This is a genomic window from Polynucleobacter sp. P1-05-14, assembly GCF_018881675.1.
Classification (GTDB): Bacteria; Pseudomonadota; Gammaproteobacteria; order Burkholderiales; family Burkholderiaceae; genus Polynucleobacter.
Genome location: NZ_JACVPV010000008.1, coordinates 84,415 through 100,936, shown reverse-complemented (window position 1 = coordinate 100,936; position 16,522 = coordinate 84,415). Strand labels below are relative to the sequence as shown.

The following is a 16,522-nucleotide window of genomic DNA, read 5'->3' as shown; positions in this document are numbered from 1 at the left end:
TATTGGTTGATCTAGTTCGGTAATGCTTTCTGAATCGCCTCGATGACTTGCTTGGGCTTTAGTAAGTCCAAGCACTCACTATAACTATCGGCCTTATCTAAGCATCCTGCTTTACGGCAAGGCACGCATTCACCAGGGCCTTGCAGGATGGTGACACTGCCAACGGTTTGGGTGCGAGCACGCAATTGATATGGCTGTTCACCAATAAAACCATTGGGCCATGGCCCAAAGTTCGTTGGTGGGGTGGCGCCAAAGAGGGCGATGGTTGGTGTGTTGCATGCTGCTGCTAGATGGGTGATTGAAGTATCAACTCCGATATACAAAGCAGCACCACGAATCAAGGTGCCCGCTTGCGGAATGGATAATTTACCAGCAGCATTAACCACTTTTTTCTTAGTTTCTTCATTTAGCAGAGAAATGATGTCGTGATTGAGTTGTACATCTTGCTTGGCGGGTGAAGCACTGAGGATTACCTGGAAGTTCTGCTTTACGAGCCAGGTGATGAGCTCTTGCCAATACGCAAGGGGCCAGCGCTTATAGGCCGTTAAGGGTCCTGGGTGTACAACAACATAAGGTTGCTTAAGTTCGTTTGTAATGACCGGCGTTAAGGGCTCTCCTGTAGGCGGAGTAACTGTGATCGGTTTGGAAAATAATTCAGCTCGGTTTTTAAAAAAGACCTCTAGCAGGCGCAGTTTTTCGGTAATGACATGCTGCTGAAAGTAGTCAATATCCACTGTGTGCATACAGATGAATTTCTTCCAGGTATTTTGCTTCTCACTCTTACTTCGCTTTTGTTGATCTTGCGCATCTTTGCCTTGAGGATGACCACCTAGAACACCGACTCTTCTAAAAGCCGCCACTAAGCCATAAAGGTAAGCGCGATCACTGGGTTGCGTAACAAAAGCTAAGTCATAGCGTTGAAATAGGCGATTAAAGAGCGAGAGATATTCCCCAAAACCCGGTCTATCCGAAGTTTCAATCACCTCAGCAATATCAGGATTGCCATGAAGCATCTCTAACTTGCCGCGATACCCCAAAAAATGAAACTCCGCATCAGGCCAAAGCTCTCTAGCCTTGCTAATTAAGGGTGTTGTTACTAATACGTCTCCAATTTGCCTCGTGGCAATAAATAAAACCTTTTTAGGTTTAAGTGTGGAGTACGCAGTCATGGCAGTGCGCATGCTCAAAGGGCCTTAGCCAAGATCTTCTCACGAACCCGTCGAGCATTCTCAGCGGCGTTACTCTGATCATGGATTTGATGAAAGAGATGGAGGACTTCAGTAGACCATGAGCCTGACTTGCGATGAATGCGATGGTGTTGCAGGCGGAAGATAAAATCCGCATCCTCATGGCCCCAGCCGGTCATAGTTTCATCAAAGCCGTTAATAGCTTCAGCATCGGCCTTCCAGCAAGCCATATTGCAACCCTTGATGCGACGCCAAACAAATTTTTTATAGTCGCGCCAAGAGCCATTGCCTAGCTTTACTTTGAGAGGCCAATATTTATTGATGCCGCCAGTCAAGCGCTTGCTAATGAGGTTTGAAAAAAAGCGCTCAAAACTCCACTGGGGCCAAGTGAGCAATTCGGTGGTGAGGCTTTCATTTAGCAGGACTCTGCTGCCAGTAACTAAGTACCCCTTTTGTGCCAGCGCACGATGCTTTGCTACAAAGTCTGGCTGGACAATGCAATCGCCATCCAAGAAAATCAGGTAGTCGCCATGGGCTGCAGCGATTGCTTTATTAAGAATCTTGGTTTTCTGAAAGCCTTGGTCTTCTTGCCAAAGATGAGTAATAGAGGCCGGGTGTAAGGCTTTAATGGATTCAATGAGGTGTTTTGTGCTCTCAGTAGAGCCATCATCAGCAATGATGATTTCAAAGTTCTGATCAGTTTGAGTGGCTAGAGATTCTAGGCAAAGCTTGAGTGCTTGTGGCCAGTTATAGGTAGCCAGCAAAATCGAAATCATTTACTGGTTTCCTGATTCAGGTGCCACAACTTAATATAGCGGTAATAGGTTCCCTGACCATTGGATACTGCCAATGCAAATCCTTGGGGGCCGTCTAAGAATCCCGCACGCAAAACATAGGTACGGAAAAATGCCCAAGCGCCATGCAGGGCTGCCTTGAGGGGGCTACTGGTTTTACCTCTGGCAAATGCTTGCTCTGCGGAAGCGGTGGAGTAGCGATCTAGCTTTTGAAGGACTTGAGAGTAGTTCATGAAGCTGTAATGCAACATGGGGTTCTCTAGCTTGGCGACTTGGCCATTCGGTATCAGGCGCTCATGAACTAAATCATCCGAGAAGCGGGCGGTACCGCGTTTAAATAAACGATCGACATAATCCGGGCTCCAGCCAGAGTGGCGGATAAAGCGTCCGCAATACCAAGAAAGTCTGGGGATGGCAAAGCAATCTACATGGGCACTATGGTGAATCGCTGTCAGAATTTCCGATTTGAGAGCCGGAGTCAGTCTTTCATCGGCATCCAGCGATAGAACCCATTCGCTGGTAGCTAAATCCAGGGCGCGGTTCTTCTGGGGTCCAAACCCGGGCCAATCCGCAGGCTGAGAAATGCTTGCCCCATGCTTTTTGGCTATTTCTAGGGTGCAGTCAGAGCTGTTGGTATCGACAACCACGATCTGCTGGGCGATCCCCTCCAGAGAGGCCAGACAATCGTCCAAATTGGCCTCTTCATTGCGGGTGATGAGTATGACTGATAAGGTGGGCATAATTCATTATATGAATGCTCAAGACCGCACCGCCCTAAATCGCTTAATTACCTACCTCAAGCCCCATTACAGCTTGATTATTGGATCACTTTTAGCCATGGCTTTGGTGGCTGGCGCCGAAACCTCCATTCCGGCTCTGATGAAACCTTTGTTGGACCGCGGGTTCACTGGTCAGCTCAATAGCAAGCTCTGGCAAGTCCCTGTTTTTTTGGTCGGCTTGGCCTTGGTTCGTAGTTTGGCTCAATTTTTATCCAACTATCTATTAACTCGCGTAATTAATGCGGTGTTATTAAAATTGCGTGAGCAAATGTTTCAAACACTGTTGCATGCAAGGACCACTTTTTTTCAACAGAACTCCGCATCAAATCTGATTAATGCCGTTGTCTTTGAGGTAAATAATGTTCTTTCCATCATGGGTGGAATGTTAATTAGCTTAGTTCGTGATTCACTCACTGTAATTGGTTTAATGGGTTATCTCATCTACCTAAACTGGCAATTGACATTGGTTGTTCTGTTTATTTTTCCCGTGATTGCATTCATCATGAGCAAAATTAATCGTCGCCTAAGATCGCTCAATAGAGAACAGCAAACACTCACCAGTGAGCTTGCTTATATTGTGGAAGAGGCAGCTGCGGGATACAAGATAGTTAAAGTTCATGGTGCTCAAGAGTACGAAGCGAATCGTTTTAAGCAAAAGGCTGAACGTGCACGTCAGTTTGCTTTGAAGTCTGCTGTGGCGGGCGGGCTAAATCAGCCAATTACTCAGCTGATTGCCTCTATGGCCTTATCCGTAGTGCTAGTAATCGCGTTGATGCAATCTGCCACCGAAGGCACGACTGTCGGCGGGTTTGCAGCCTTTATTACCGCCATGATGTTGGTGATTTCACCACTTAAGCACTTGGCTGATATTAATCAGCCACTACAACGTGGCCTTACTGCTGCGGAAATGATTTTTGGATTGATGGATCAACCTTTTGAAGAAGATGAAGAGCGTAAGCAAAACATGAAGTCGCTCAATAAGGCAAAAGGCGCTATTCGTTTTGATGATGTTGGCTTTTCATATCAACAAGATGTAGGGCGAAAAGATGCTTTACGCAATATCAATCTCAACATTAAACCGGGTGAGGTTGTAGCTTTCGTTGGTCCTTCAGGTGGCGGTAAATCTACGCTCGTTAATTTATTGCCACGCTTCTATAAGCCGACCAGCGGCCACATTTTCTTAGATGACATTCCTATTGAAGATATTGTGTTGGCTGATGTGCGACGCCAGATTGCCTTTGTAAGTCAGGATGTCATTCTCTTTAACGATACGATTGCTGCCAACGTCGCCTATGGCGCTAACGATCATGATGGCATTGATCGCGGACGTGTCATGGAGGCTTTGGAGGCTGCCAATCTGAGCGCGCTGATCAAAGAGTTGCCTGAGGGCGTTGATTCGATGGTGGGGGATAACGGTAATCGCTTATCTGGCGGACAGCGCCAGCGTATGGCTATTGCCCGAGCAATATATAAGAATGCGCCAATTTTGATTTTGGATGAAGCAACTTCAGCATTGGATTCTGAATCTGAGCGTCAGGTTCAGGAAGCGCTCGAGCGCTTAATGGTGAATAGAACTACCTTAGTGATTGCGCATCGTTTATCTACTATTGAACATGCCGATAGAATTGTGGTTCTGGAGCATGGCAAGATTGTCGAGAATGGCTCTCACGAGGATCTCATTAAGCATGATGGCTTGTATGCGAACTTACATCGCATCCAATTCTCTAACGCTTAATTCAGAAAACTTAACTCAGAACAATATCGTATTGCTCTTGGCGGAAGCTACCCTCCGCTTGCAGGGTAATTGGCTTGCCAATGAAATCCCCTAACTGCGCCAAGAATTGATTCTCTTCCTCTAGGAATAAATCAATTACATCTGGCGCAGCCACAATTCGAAATTCTCGCGGATTAAACTGGCGATGCTCTCGCACAATTTCACGCAAAATCTCATAACAAATCGTTTGGGCGGTTTTAATCTCACCTTTGCCCAGGCAAGTGGCACAGGGCTCACAGGTGATGTGGGCCAATGACTCCCGTGTCCGCTTGCGGGTCATTTCCACTAAGCCCAATGCGGAAAAGTCGCTCACTGAGGTGCGCGCATGATCGCGCTCAAGATTGCGTTTGAGTTCATGCAATACTGATTCTTGATGGTCTTTGCCCAGCATGTCGATGAAATCAATAATGATGATTCCGCCTAGATTGCGCAAACGGAGTTGGCGTGCAATCGCTTGGGCCGCTTCTAGATTGGTTTTAAAGACGGTGTCATCGAGATTGCGTGCGCCGACGTAACTACCCGTGTTTACATCAATCGTAGTCATGGACTCAGTTTGATCAATCATGAGATAGCCGCCAGACTTGAGATCGACTCGGCGACCTAGTGCTTTATTAATCTCGGCATCAACATCAAATAAGTCAAACAGGGCGCGCTCGCCACGATGTAGAGTCAGTTTGCCCAGAAGGTTGGGCATATAAGCGTTTGTAAAAGCTTTGAGCTTCTCGAAATTCTCAGCCGAATCCACGCGGATCTGAGTCGTGTCTTCTCCGGCAACATCGCGTAATACCCGCTCAGCTAGGCTAAGGTCCTGATAGAGTAGGGTTGGTGCTGGATTGTGTTTCATGGCAGCATGAATGTTTTCCCAGGTGGTGCGTAGGTAAAGCATGTCATGCTGAAGTTCCGTATCGGATGCATCCTGAGCGCTGGTACGGACGATGATGCCGCCTTTTTCGTCTTCAGCCATTAGGCCTGCAAGACGTACCTTAATGGCATCACGCTCTTCAGGTTGATCAATCCGCTGAGAAACACCAATATATTTTTCAGTAGCAGTATCGCTACCTGCTGGAGGTAGATAAACTAAATTGCGTCCAGCAATACTCAACTGAGTTGTTAAGCGCGCGCCTTTAGTTCCTAAAGGATCTTTTAAGACTTGCACTAATAGCGTTTGACCTTCAAACAATAATTTTTCAATTTGTGCTTGAGGATTATTTTGTGTGATGTCAGCGACATGCATAAATGCTGTGCGCTCAAGACCAATTTCGATAAATGCCGATTGCATGCCTGGTAGTACACGAACCACTTTGGCTAAATAGATATTCCCCACAATACCGCGTTGACGAGTGCGCTCAATCTGTAGCTCTTGAACTGCTCCTTGCTGAATTAAAGCAACGCGCGTTTCTTGCGGGGTGATATTAATTAGTATTTCTTCATTCATAAGCTGCTAACTTGGGCACGATCTAGTAAAAGCTTCGTTTCATAAATAGGTAGACCCATGATACCGCTATAGCTACCCTGAATTGAGGGAATAAAAGATCCGCCCAAGCCCTGTATGCCATAGGCGCCAGCCTTACCAAAGGGTTCGGCGCTGGCGATGTAGGCGTCAATCTGCTCTATCAACAAATCAGCAAACTGAACTTGAGAAATCTGTACAAGCTGTATGGGTTTTTCATTGGGGCTGACGGTCACTGCTACTGAGCTAAGAACTTCATGCATTTTGCCGCTGAGCATAGTCAGAATTCGGGTGGCATCTGCTACGTCAACTGGCTTACCCAGAATTTCACCATTGGGATGATTGGGTAGGCTTACAGTGGTATCGGCGCAGAGTATCGGCGCCCAAGGTAAGCCGCTTTTTTCCCATCGACTGAGTGCTGCAGCACTTTTTGCCAAGGTAACGCGCTCTACGTAGGTGCGTGCTTTTTCTTGTGGGAGAGGTGTTTCGATGCTCTCATTATCTTCACCGGGACTTGGCAGTAGCATTTCAAAGCGAACACCCATTTGCCTTAAGATCTCTTGGCGGCGAGGACTTTGCGAAGCGAGATAAATAAAAGAGTGCAACGGATTACTCGCGATGATAGGGGTGGCCTTGCAGGATAGTCCATGCTCGATAAAGCTGCTCTACTAACATGACTCTAGCCATGGCATGAGGCAAGGTAAGACTGGAGAGTCGCCACATAGCTTGCGCACTTGCTTTTAAGCTAGCATCCAAGCCATCTGCACCACCAATTAAAAAGGTAATGTCAAAGCCTTCTTGGCGCCAGCTAGCCAGTTGAGTGGCAAGATTCTGAGTGGTTTGGTCTTTGCCTCGCTCATCCAAAGCGATCACTCTGGATCCCTTGGGAATGGCTGCTGCAATTTTGACGGCTTCTTTTGCGGGTGTGAGATCAGGCTTGATCTCTTTGATTTCAATGCTGCAATCCGCAGGCATTCGTTTGATGTAGTCATGAGTTGCCGTGGCAACCCAATCAGGCATCTTATGACCAACAGAAACGATGGTGAGCCGCATTGTCGCAAGTGACGACGAGACTACTCGTCGTCTTCGGATTCGCTGGCCTTAACAAGACCTTTATCACCAGCTAATTTCACGCGTACAGGTTTAGCACCCCACATGCCTTCAAGCTGATAGTAAGAGCGCAGCATCGGTTGCAAAATATGCACGACGATATCGCCACAATCAACCAATACCCATTCGCCGGTTTCTAAGCCTTCGATAGAAATGACTTCTCCACCTTTAGCATTCACCTCTTCTTTAACCGACATAGCTAAAGAGCGGGTTTGACGATTACTAGAACCAGTGGCAATAACAACTCGATCAAATAACTCGCTTAATTTAGTGGTGTCATACACGCGGATATCTTGTGCTTTAACATCTTCTAGGGCATCAATCACGACGCGTTGTAATTTACGTAAGTCCATATTTTCTCGAGAATAATTTTTCTATTTAGGGTGATCTTAGCTTGATTACTGGTACAAGCCCAGATTTGTAATGATTTCTAGGGTGTGGGTTGGAATTTGCTCGGATGCAATAGAGCTCCGTGAGCTGGATTTGAGGCATTCTCGTAATGCGGTTGAGGATAGATCAATATTCAAGCTTTCATCGATGTATATGAGGCCTGCAGCGCTATTTTCAAGGGCATCGGGGTCTGATGTTTGATGGGTCTCCAAAAATTGACCTACTTCAGAGCTTATTTCTAGCTTTAAATCATGGTGTGGCCTAGTCGCCACCGCAAAATTCACATACTGGCTCAGTTTTTCCCAGGAGTTCCAGCTAGGCAGAGTAACAAGAGAGTCTGCTCCCATCAGCCAAGTTAGGTTAGCGCTTGTTCCAAAGCGCTCACGTAGGGCTTTAACGGTATCAATCGCATAACTTGGCCCAGCGCGGTCAATCTCCATACGATCAATGCCTAATTGAGTGGGAATCTTGAGATATAAAAATGCGCGCGCTAAATCAATGCCCGCAGCTTCAGTCAACTTCAGGCGTATTTCTGCGGGAGTAATGCCGGTTCCCTTTTGCCATGGCTCACCACTCGGAATAAGCAGTAGTGCATCTAAGTGAAGTAGCTTTGCAAAATGTGTAGCCAATTTCAAATGACCCACATGCGGAGGATCAAATGTACCTCCAAGAATGCCAATTTTCTTTATAGCGCTCAAGCTAGCCAATCTCGTGGCTTGAGGTAATAGTCGTACAACTTAGCCTCAGGACTGCCAGGCTTGGGTTGCCAGTTGTACCACCACTGAACTACTGGCGGCATCGACATCAAAATAGATTCAGTGCGACCACCGGAGTGCAAACCAAAGATAGTCCCACGATCAAAGATCAGGTTGTACTCTACATAGCGACCGCGGCGATATTCTTGGAAGGACTTTTCTTCAGCAGTAAAAGTATCTTGATATCGACGCTGCACGATTGGGAGGTACGCATTGATGAATGCATCGCCTACTGCGCGAGTCATCGCAAAGCTCTTCTCAAAGTCGAGTTCATTAAAGTCATCAAAGAAAACGCCGCCAATACCACGCGGTTCTTCGCGATGCTTGAGGTAGAAATATTCATCACACCATTTTTTAAAGCGAGGGTAAAGTTCTTCGCCAAACGGGTCTAAGGCATCTTTAGCGGTTTGATGAAAGTGTTTGCAGTCTTCATCAACGCCATAGTAGGGTGTGAGGTCAAAGCCGCCCCCAAACCACCATACCGGCTCTTTACCGGGCGCTTGCGCAATAAAGCAGCGCACATTCATATGTGTGGTGGGTACTTTAGGATTGTTTGGGTGGAATACCAAAGACACGCCCATTGCCTCAAAGCTACGACCTGCTACCTCTGGACGATGATGAGATGCGGAAGGAGGCATTTGATCACCACGGACATGGGAGAAGCCCACACCCCCTTTTTCCAGAATATTGCCGCCATCCAAAATGCAGGTGCGACCATAGCCTTTGAGTTTGCTGTCTTCGGGCTTATGCCATTCATCTGCAACAAAGACCTTACCATCCAAAGCGCTCATGGCGTTTGTGATGCGATCTTGCAGACCTAAAAAATATTCTTTTAAGGTAGTGATATCGATGTGGGTCTGTTGATCTGACAAGGGCGTTCTAACTTGATGGATTTACTTAATTGCGCGGTAGCCGATATCTTTACGATATTGCATGCCGTCAAACTGTATATGGTTGATGGCTTCATATGCTTTTTGTTGGGCGCCACGTACGGTATCGGCAAGTCCAACAACGCACATCACCCGTCCACCGGAGGTCACTACTGTGCCATCTTGCAATTTTGTACCAGCATGGAATGTAATTTGATCTGCCGTGTCAGCCGGAATGCCGGTAATTACATCCCCAGCACGCGGGGTGTCGGGATAATTGTGGGCCGCAAGCACAACGCCTAGGGCAGTGCGGCGATCCCATTCCAGCTCAACTTCATTGAGCGTGCCGTCAACTGCATGATCTAGTGCATTGACAAGGTCGCTGCGCAGGCGAGCCATGATCGGTTGTGTTTCTGGGTCGCCCATGCGGCAGTTAAATTCTAAAGTCTTAATCTTGCCATCAGGCGTGATCATGAGGCCCGCATATAAGAAGCCTGTATACGGAATGCCATCTGCTTGCATGCCCTTCACTGTTGGCATGATCACTTCACGCAATGCACGTGCATGAATTTCTGGGGTAACAACTGGTGCGGGGGAGTAAGCACCCATGCCACCAGTATTCGGCCCTTGGTCAGCATCGAGTAAACGCTTGTGATCTTGGCTAGTGGCTAATGCAAGAACATTCTTGCCATCCACGAGAACAATGAAGCTAGCTTCTTCACCGGTTAGGAACTCTTCAATCACAACGCGGGCGCCTGCATTGCCTAATTTGTTATCAGCCAACATCATGTCAACTGCGGCATGAGCCTCTTCAAGGCTCATTGCAACTACAACACCTTTACCTGCCGCAAGGCCATCGGCCTTAATCACAATCGGCGCACCCTTAGCATCAATATAAGCATGCGCTTCAAGTGCACTAGAGAATGTTTGGTAATCGGCTGTTGGAATGCCATGACGCTTCATAAAGGCTTTAGAAAAGTCTTTAGAAGACTCCAATTGAGCTGCCAATTGAGTTGGGCCAAAAATACGCAAGCCATTATTGCGGAATACATCCACGATGCCAGCAGCAAGTGGCGCTTCTGGTCCAACAACGGTTAAGTGAATCTTCTCGCGCTTGGCAAAATCAGCCAGCTCCTGTAATCCAGTGATCGGTAAGTTCTCAATGCCTGCAGCAGTTTGTTTAGCAGTAGCTGTACCGCCATTACCAGGAGCAACATAAACCGTTTGGACTTGTGGGGATTGAGCCAGTTTCCAGGCTAAAGCATGTTCGCGTCCGCCGGATCCAATTAGGAGAATTTTCATAACGATAGTTTGTCAGTATTAATGAAGTAAAAATGCAGTAAATTTTTTATATATGCAAAGTCAATTAAAGGGCAGCGTTCGTAAACACTTCTTGAACGTCATCCAAATTCTCAAGCGCATCTAACAATTTCTGCATGCTCTCAGCCTGATCACCTTCCAAAGTAATCTCGGTTTCAGGGCGCATTGCAACGGTTGCCAGCTCAGGCTTGAGGCCCGCTTTACTAATGGCATCTTGTACGTTTGAAAAATCAGGAACAGGAGACAACACTTCTAAAGAGCCGTCGTCATGAGTAATTACATCCTCGGCGCCAGCGTCTAAAGCTACTTCCATGAGTTGATCTTCGCTAGTGCCTGGAGCAAATAACATCTGCCCACAATGCTTGAATAAAAATGCAACAGAACCTTCGGTGCCCATATTGCCGCCATTCTTATTAAAAGCATGACGAACTTCAGCGACGGTGCGAGTGCGGTTATCGGTTAAGCAATCCACAATAATGGCGGCGCCATTCATGCCGTAACCCTCATAACGAATTTCTTCGTAGTTCACGCCTTCAAGAGATCCAGTGCCGCGTTGAATCGCTCTTTGCACGTTATCGTTCGGCATATTGGAGTCTTTGGCCTTATCAATAGCCAGACGTAAACGTGGGTTGGTAGCGATATCACCGCCACCTAATTTGGCGGCTACGGTAATTTCTTTAATGAGTTTGGTCCAAATCTTGCCGCGTTTTTCGTCCTGACGACCTTTGCGGTGCTGAATATTGGCCCATTTCGAATGGCCGGCCATACGGGTAAGTCCTTTTAATAATTTGGCTAGAAGACCTCATTTTAAGGGGTTCTAGACCCAAGGTAGGGGGTAACTAACCATTTTTTGTTACACTCTCATGTCTTAGCAGTAACAAAGTAGCAAAGTAAGCAGAATTTCCACTGCAAACACCTGCCTCGGTGATGGAATTGGTAGACGTGCCGGACTCAAAATCCGGTGCCGCAAGGCGTGGCGGTTCGAGTCCGCCCCGAGGCACCACTCAAAGACTGTTCAGTCCTTGAGCATTCCCAGATTATTTAAATTTCGTAAGTCTCGGATTCGTTATTCATCGCCTGCTCAACAATTTTCTTGGTGAGCGTTGGTGAGAAGAGTTCAATGAAGGTGTAAACAAATGAGCGCAAGTAAGCACCCTGTTTGACGCCAAGATGGGTGACATTGTTGCCAAATAGATGTCCTGCAGGAATCACTTTAAGATTGCGATCTCGATCCGGGTCATAAGCATGACCCGCAACAATACCAATGCCCATACCCGTTTCTACATAAGTCTTAATGACGTCGGCATCAATCGCTTCCAAAATAATATCGGGCGCAATGTTTCTTTGCGCAAAGGCTGCATCAACCTTGCTGCGACCAGCAAATGCTTTGTCATAGGTGATGATTGGGTACTTAGCAATCTCTTCTAGAGTAAGTGTTGCCTGGTTGAGAAGGGGGTGGCTTAGCGGCACCATGAGTACGTGCTGCCATTGATAGCCGGGTAAAGCCAGTACACCCGGAGTATTCGCAATCCCTTCAGTAGCGATGGCAATATCCGCACGATCATGTGTGAGTAGCTCTGCAATTTGACCTGGGTTACCTTGCTGAATACTCACCTTTACCTTTGGAAAGCGTTTAGTAAATTCAGTCAGCACTTTAGGAAGTGCGTAGCGCGCTTGTGTATGGGTAGTGGCAATAACGAGGCTGCCTTGATCTTGACTAGCAAAATCCTTACCCACTCTCTTCAGTGTTTCCACTTCATCAAGGATGCGTTCAACCGAGCTCAAAATGCGTTTACCTGGTTCCGTCAAGGAGCGAATCCGCTTGCCATGGCGACGAAAGATCTCCACGCCTAACTCATCCTCCAATTCAATAATTGCTTTAGAAACCCCTGGTTGAGAGGTGAATAAGGCTTTAGCAGCAGTGGTTAAGTTGAAGTTTTGCCTAACGGCTTCACGCACAAAGCGAAATTGGTGGAGATTCATGAGGATTCCTGTCTATATATCAGCAATGATATAGGAATCAAATTCTAAATGATTTATGAGTATTAAGCCTTGGAAACCCAGCGCAACCCGAATAGCGCCAAAAGGAAGTAGAGCAAAGGCGGGGTAAGTGCTGTTAGAAGCGCTGGCCAAGAGCCCAAAAGCCCTACGTTAGAGAAGAGGGAATTAAATAGCTGGAAACTCATGCCCAGCATGATTCCGCCAAACACCTTAATACCCACGCTACCTGCTCGAACCTTAAGATATGCAAAGGGAAGTGCTAGCGCGAGCATCACAAAAATAGTGAAGGGATAAACCACTTTCTTCCAGAAGGCGATGGAATGTCTCTGCGCATCTTGTTTGTTTTCACGAAGGTGGGAGATAAAGCGACCCAAGCTCATGATCGACATTTTTTCAGGACTAATTAAAAGAACATTCAAAATTTGGGGTGTGACCTCCGATTCCAAAGTGAGAATCGGGTGCGTAAAAGTTTGCGCAGAAAAAACGGGGTTCAGTGGGTCGGACTGCTTTGATTCTTTAAAGCGAGTTTCGGTGACATCATTTAGAACCCAAATGCCAGTCTCATCAAACTGTCCGGAGGCTGCGCTACGGATTGAGAGAAGATGATAGGTATCATCAAACTCATACATACGGATGTTTTGAATCTCATTATCTTTGTCAACTTTGCCCACGTTGACATAGCGCACTCCTGGGCGCACGGGTCCGCTGCCATCCTCATCGCGTAGCCGATCTTTTACCCAAACACCCGTTTTAAATTGTGACGTATAGGCTGAGCCCATAGCCTTCATGCGAATCTGGTCAGACTTTGCTTCGGAATAAGGGCCAACCCATTCACTCATGATGAGTGTGAGCGCTATTAATGGAAGTGAAATTTTTGTGAGAGTAATGAGCCCACGTTTAACGTCTAATCCAGCGATACGCAAAATGGTGAACTCAGACTGGCTAGCCAGCATTGCAAATACATAGATACTGCCAATCAAGCCTGCAATGGGGATGATTTCTGAAATGCGGCTTGGGGCTTTCAGAAGTACATGAAGTAGCGCTAGAGGAAGCGTGTAGCCCCCCTGCACGGACCCTAACTCGCTCAAGATATCGAAGAACAAAAACAAAGCTACCAAGGCGAACAAGATAAAGCCAAAAGCAGCATAAATCTGCTTGGCTAAATAGCGTTCGTAAATAAAAGGAAAGAGCAATTTCATTTGGCGGCCATAGAGGCAGGCAATTGACGGCGCCACCACTTTAGAGAAGGATTAATGCGATTGCGAATTAAAGCTATCGCAATTAATAGGGCGAGCAAATGAATAGGCCAAATAGCAACAAATACACTGACCTTGCCTTGTGAGACAAAATTTTGCGTCAGGTTCAGTAAGTTGCTATAGATTAAATAAATTAAGACCGCATAAAACATCGCAGTGTAATTGCCCAAGCGAGGGTTTACATAAGCAAGCGGAATTGCAATCAGTACCAAACCCAATGCCATTAATGGCAAGCCAATACGCCAAAGTAACTCAGCACGATTGGGGCTGGTAGAGTTTGGATTGGGGTCATCTAAAAGCTCAGTGATCGTCTTCTCGCGATCGCGTGGTGGGGGCGCCAATGATTCTTTACTCCGTATCTTGGTGCTGTATTCGTTAAATTCCAGAATTCTGAAATCAGGCTGAGTGGGTTGCCCTTCATAGCGTCTACCGCTATGAAGCACAACGGATTTCTCGCCACCAGCAGAGTTTTGAATAAAACCAGTTTGGGAAACTGCAATGCTCAGCCGACCATTCTTGGAATCAGCCACGAAGATATTCTTGACTTCGCTTTTATCAACATCGAGCTCTTCAATAAAAAATACACGCTCTGCTTTTGCGGACTCTTTGAATTGTCCGGCGCTCACCATGGATACGTCATCACGTTGTTGAAAGCGTTGGCTAATTAAAGTGGATTCTCGGTTAGCCCAGGGCCACACAAAAAGAGCCAGGAGCGCGATCACAATGATGAGCGGCGTGGCAAATTGCATGATAGGGCGAATAAGATTGGTAATGCTTAGGCCGCTAGCAAACCACACAATCATTTCTGAGTCTTTGTACCAGCGCACCAGAACAATTAAGGTTGCGACAAATAGGGAGACTGTTAAAAGAACAGCAAGATAACCCAGGGTAGCCAAGGCAATCAACACCAGGGCATCTTTTGGATTGACCGCCCCGTTAGCGGCATAACCCAAAATTCGGATCACCAAGGTGGTCACCATAATGGTGACTAAGACCAAAAAGACCCCGCCAGTCGTAAAACTGAGTTCGCGGCGAAGGGCCTGGTTAAAAATCATGAGAATTTATAGGTCTGGATATGAAGGGTTATTGGGCTTGTAAATGGCTTATATTGCTGCAGGTAAGGGAAGTTATTCTCATGTCGGAGGATAATGGATAAACGTCCCAAATTAGCAGATTACCCCCTTTTGAATCGACCAAAACACTGTAATAGATTATGACAATTCAATTCAGCACCAAGATTTTCCCTCAAGCAGACCTTCAGAGTCTAAAACTCCAGAAATCTAGCCTCAAATCCTTGCTTAGCTACAATACCGACTGCTTGGTTTTGGCGTATTCCAAGGCGGATTTTGATAGTTTCTCAGGCGCTAAAGACGCAAAGGCAAAAGTAGGATTTTTGCCAGGGCTAGACCTTTTGCTCGGAGGCTCAGTCAATCATGCCAATCTGGTTGGGGATTTAGATTCCACGCAAGCTTCCGTATGCATGCTACGCGCAGAAAAATCTTGGTCCACCAATGGGGTTAAGGCAAAACGAGTATTACTCGTGGCTTTGGGCGATGTGCATCTTGCTAGCGAACGGAGTTTGACTACTTATTCCAAAGTTGCTCGCGCAGCTTTGAAGGTTTTAAGTGGCGGATCAGTTGAAAGTGCGCTTTGGTTTACACCAAGCTTTGCGCTTGCACACAAAGCTGACTTCATTGCCGAAGAGGTTCGCCTAACTGTTCAATACGCTGGCGACCAAGCTTATCGTTTTGGCGTGCGTCAACCAGCAATGAAATTCAAAGTAAAAGATAAAGCAGACACATTTAAGCATCTCGTCTTTGCAGGTAACGATGCGTGTGCTAAAGAGCTGAAGCCTGCAGTAGAGCAAGGCGTCGCGATGGTAGAGGGGATGAACCTGGCGAAGGATTTGGGTAATCTTCCTCCAAACATCTGTACGCCAACTTACCTCGGTAAGGCTGCGCAGGGCTTAAGTAAAAAGACCGCTCTAAAAGTGGATGTACTTGGGCTCAAACAAATTGAGGCCTTGGGAATGGGTTCATTCTTATCTGTGGCTAAGGGCTCTGATACCCCGCCACAATTTATTGTGATGAAGCATCAAGGCGGTAAAGCAGGAGAGGCCCCGATTGTTCTTGTTGGCAAAGGAATCACTTTTGATACTGGCGGAATTTCATTAAAGCCAGGCGAAGCTATGGATGAAATGAAGTACGACATGTGTGGCGCAGCTTCAGTGATCGGTACGATGTACTCCGTTGCTTTGATGAAATTAAAGAAGAATGTGATTGGCGTCATTCCTACTTGTGAAAATATGCCATCAGGCCAAGCAACTCGTCCTGGCGATATTGTGAAGAGTATGTCTGGGCAGACTATTGAGGTCCTCAACACCGATGCAGAAGGCCGCTTAATTCTTTGTGATGCGCTGACTTATGTAGAGCGCTTTAAGCCGGCGGCAGTGATCGACGTTGCCACCTTAACTGGCGCTTGCGTGATTGCATTGGGTCATGTACATAGCGGATTGTTTTCTGAAGACGAGAACTTGGTAAGTGAATTGACTAAAGCAGGCCATGCTTCTTTGGATACGGTTTGGCGTTTGCCCTTGGATGCTGCTTACCATGAACAGCTCAAATCCAATTTTGCAGATGTGGCTAATATTGGTGGTCGTCCCGCTGGTAGCGTGACAGCGGCATGCTTCTTGTCTCGCTTCACCGAGAAATATAAATGGGCTCATTTGGATATCGCTGGCACCGCATGGAAAAGCGGTGCCGCCAAAGGCTCTACCGGTCGTCCTGTGCCGCTCTTGGTGAATTTCTTGCTCGAGCACAAGTAAGCACCTTAGATCT

At 46.8% G+C, this 16,522-nt stretch carries 15 protein-coding genes, 1 tRNA gene and 1 pseudogene; 3 read left to right on the top strand and 14 right to left on the bottom strand.

Annotated features, from left to right (window positions below):
• Positions 1 to 11: 11 nt before the first annotated feature.
• From ICN37_RS06385 to ICN37_RS06375, 3 genes are read right to left on the bottom strand one after another with little or no spacing between them, the layout of a single operon-like run.
• The gene (locus ICN37_RS06385; RefSeq protein ID WP_255538477.1) at positions 12 to 1,181 is read right to left on the bottom strand and encodes a glycosyltransferase family 9 protein; all 1,170 of its coding nucleotides are present in this window, start codon (positions 1,179 to 1,181) and stop codon (positions 12 to 14) included.
• A gap of 2 nt (positions 1,182 to 1,183) precedes the next feature.
• Complete coding sequence (locus ICN37_RS06380) at positions 1,184 to 1,963, bottom strand: glycosyltransferase family 2 protein (protein ID WP_216155764.1); 780 nt, start codon at positions 1,961 to 1,963, stop codon at positions 1,184 to 1,186.
• Entirely contained in the window at positions 1,960 to 2,721 is a 762-nt protein-coding gene (locus tag ICN37_RS06375; RefSeq protein ID WP_216155761.1) for a glycosyltransferase family 2 protein, read from the bottom strand. The genes ICN37_RS06380 and ICN37_RS06375 overlap by 4 nt, the downstream gene beginning before the upstream one ends.
• Positions 2,722 to 2,731: 10 nt before the next feature.
• On the opposite strand from ICN37_RS06375, the gene msbA reads away from it, so the two are divergent.
• On the top strand, positions 2,732 to 4,495 hold the full coding sequence (gene msbA / locus ICN37_RS06370) for a lipid A export permease/ATP-binding protein MsbA (protein ID WP_215320443.1): 1,764 nt from the start codon (positions 2,732 to 2,734) through the stop codon (positions 4,493 to 4,495).
• Between the two features lie 10 nt (positions 4,496 to 4,505).
• On the opposite strand, the gene rng is transcribed toward msbA, so the two are convergent.
• The 8 genes and pseudogenes from rng to ICN37_RS06330 all read right to left on the bottom strand — a co-directional run bounded on the left by rng (position 4,506) and on the right by ICN37_RS06330 (position 11,194).
• Entirely contained in the window at positions 4,506 to 5,969 is a 1,464-nt protein-coding gene (gene rng, locus ICN37_RS06365) for a ribonuclease G (RefSeq protein ID WP_215320441.1), read from the bottom strand.
• A complete protein-coding gene (locus ICN37_RS06360; protein WP_216155758.1) occupies positions 5,966 to 6,589 on the bottom strand; it encodes a nucleoside triphosphate pyrophosphatase in 624 nt (207 codons plus the stop codon). The genes rng and ICN37_RS06360 overlap by 4 nt, the downstream gene beginning before the upstream one ends.
• A 4-nt stretch (positions 6,590 to 6,593) precedes the next feature.
• Positions 6,594 to 7,037 (bottom strand): 23S rRNA (pseudouridine(1915)-N(3))-methyltransferase RlmH, encoded by a 444-nt coding sequence (rlmH, locus tag ICN37_RS06355; protein WP_216155755.1) that lies wholly within the window; start codon positions 7,035 to 7,037, stop codon positions 6,594 to 6,596.
• Between the two features lie 23 nt (positions 7,038 to 7,060).
• A pseudogene (rsfS, locus tag ICN37_RS06350) lies at positions 7,061 to 7,447 on the bottom strand (ribosome silencing factor); the annotation flags it as partial.
• A gap of 45 nt (positions 7,448 to 7,492) precedes the next feature.
• Entirely contained in the window at positions 7,493 to 8,182 is a 690-nt protein-coding gene (nadD, locus tag ICN37_RS06345) for a nicotinate (nicotinamide) nucleotide adenylyltransferase (protein ID WP_216155753.1), read from the bottom strand.
• Positions 8,179 to 9,030, bottom strand: coding sequence for an oxygen-dependent coproporphyrinogen oxidase (gene hemF / locus ICN37_RS06340; protein ID WP_255538478.1), 852 nt, complete (start codon positions 9,028 to 9,030; stop codon positions 8,179 to 8,181). The genes nadD and hemF overlap by 4 nt, the downstream gene beginning before the upstream one ends.
• 102 nt (positions 9,031 to 9,132) lie before the next feature.
• Complete coding sequence (gene purD / locus ICN37_RS06335) at positions 9,133 to 10,410, bottom strand: phosphoribosylamine--glycine ligase (protein WP_215320433.1); 1,278 nt, start codon at positions 10,408 to 10,410, stop codon at positions 9,133 to 9,135.
• A 64-nt stretch (positions 10,411 to 10,474) separates the two neighbouring features.
• On the bottom strand, positions 10,475 to 11,194 hold the full coding sequence (locus tag ICN37_RS06330; RefSeq protein WP_215320431.1) for a YebC/PmpR family DNA-binding transcriptional regulator: 720 nt from the start codon (positions 11,192 to 11,194) through the stop codon (positions 10,475 to 10,477).
• Between the two features lie 152 nt (positions 11,195 to 11,346).
• On the opposite strand from ICN37_RS06330, the gene ICN37_RS06325 reads away from it, so the two are divergent.
• Positions 11,347 to 11,431: transfer RNA gene (locus ICN37_RS06325), tRNA-Leu, on the top strand.
• 38 nt (positions 11,432 to 11,469) lie between these two features.
• Here the strand turns inward: ICN37_RS06325 and ICN37_RS06320 are convergent.
• From ICN37_RS06320 to lptF, 3 genes are all read right to left on the bottom strand, one after another.
• Positions 11,470 to 12,411: a CysB family HTH-type transcriptional regulator gene (locus tag ICN37_RS06320; RefSeq protein ID WP_215320429.1), complete on the bottom strand. Its 942-nt coding sequence runs from the start codon at positions 12,409 to 12,411 to the stop codon at positions 11,470 to 11,472.
• 62 nt (positions 12,412 to 12,473) lie between these two features.
• A complete protein-coding gene (gene lptG / locus ICN37_RS06315) occupies positions 12,474 to 13,628 on the bottom strand; it encodes an LPS export ABC transporter permease LptG (protein ID WP_215320427.1) in 1,155 nt (384 codons plus the stop codon).
• Complete coding sequence (gene lptF / locus ICN37_RS06310; RefSeq protein WP_216155750.1) at positions 13,625 to 14,740, bottom strand: LPS export ABC transporter permease LptF; 1,116 nt, start codon at positions 14,738 to 14,740, stop codon at positions 13,625 to 13,627. The genes lptG and lptF overlap by 4 nt, the downstream gene beginning before the upstream one ends.
• A gap of 164 nt (positions 14,741 to 14,904) precedes the next feature.
• On the opposite strand from lptF, the gene ICN37_RS06305 reads away from it, so the two are divergent.
• Positions 14,905 to 16,509: a leucyl aminopeptidase gene (locus tag ICN37_RS06305; protein ID WP_370623821.1), complete on the top strand. Its 1,605-nt coding sequence runs from the start codon at positions 14,905 to 14,907 to the stop codon at positions 16,507 to 16,509.
• The last annotated feature ends 13 nt before the right edge of the window (positions 16,510 to 16,522 follow it).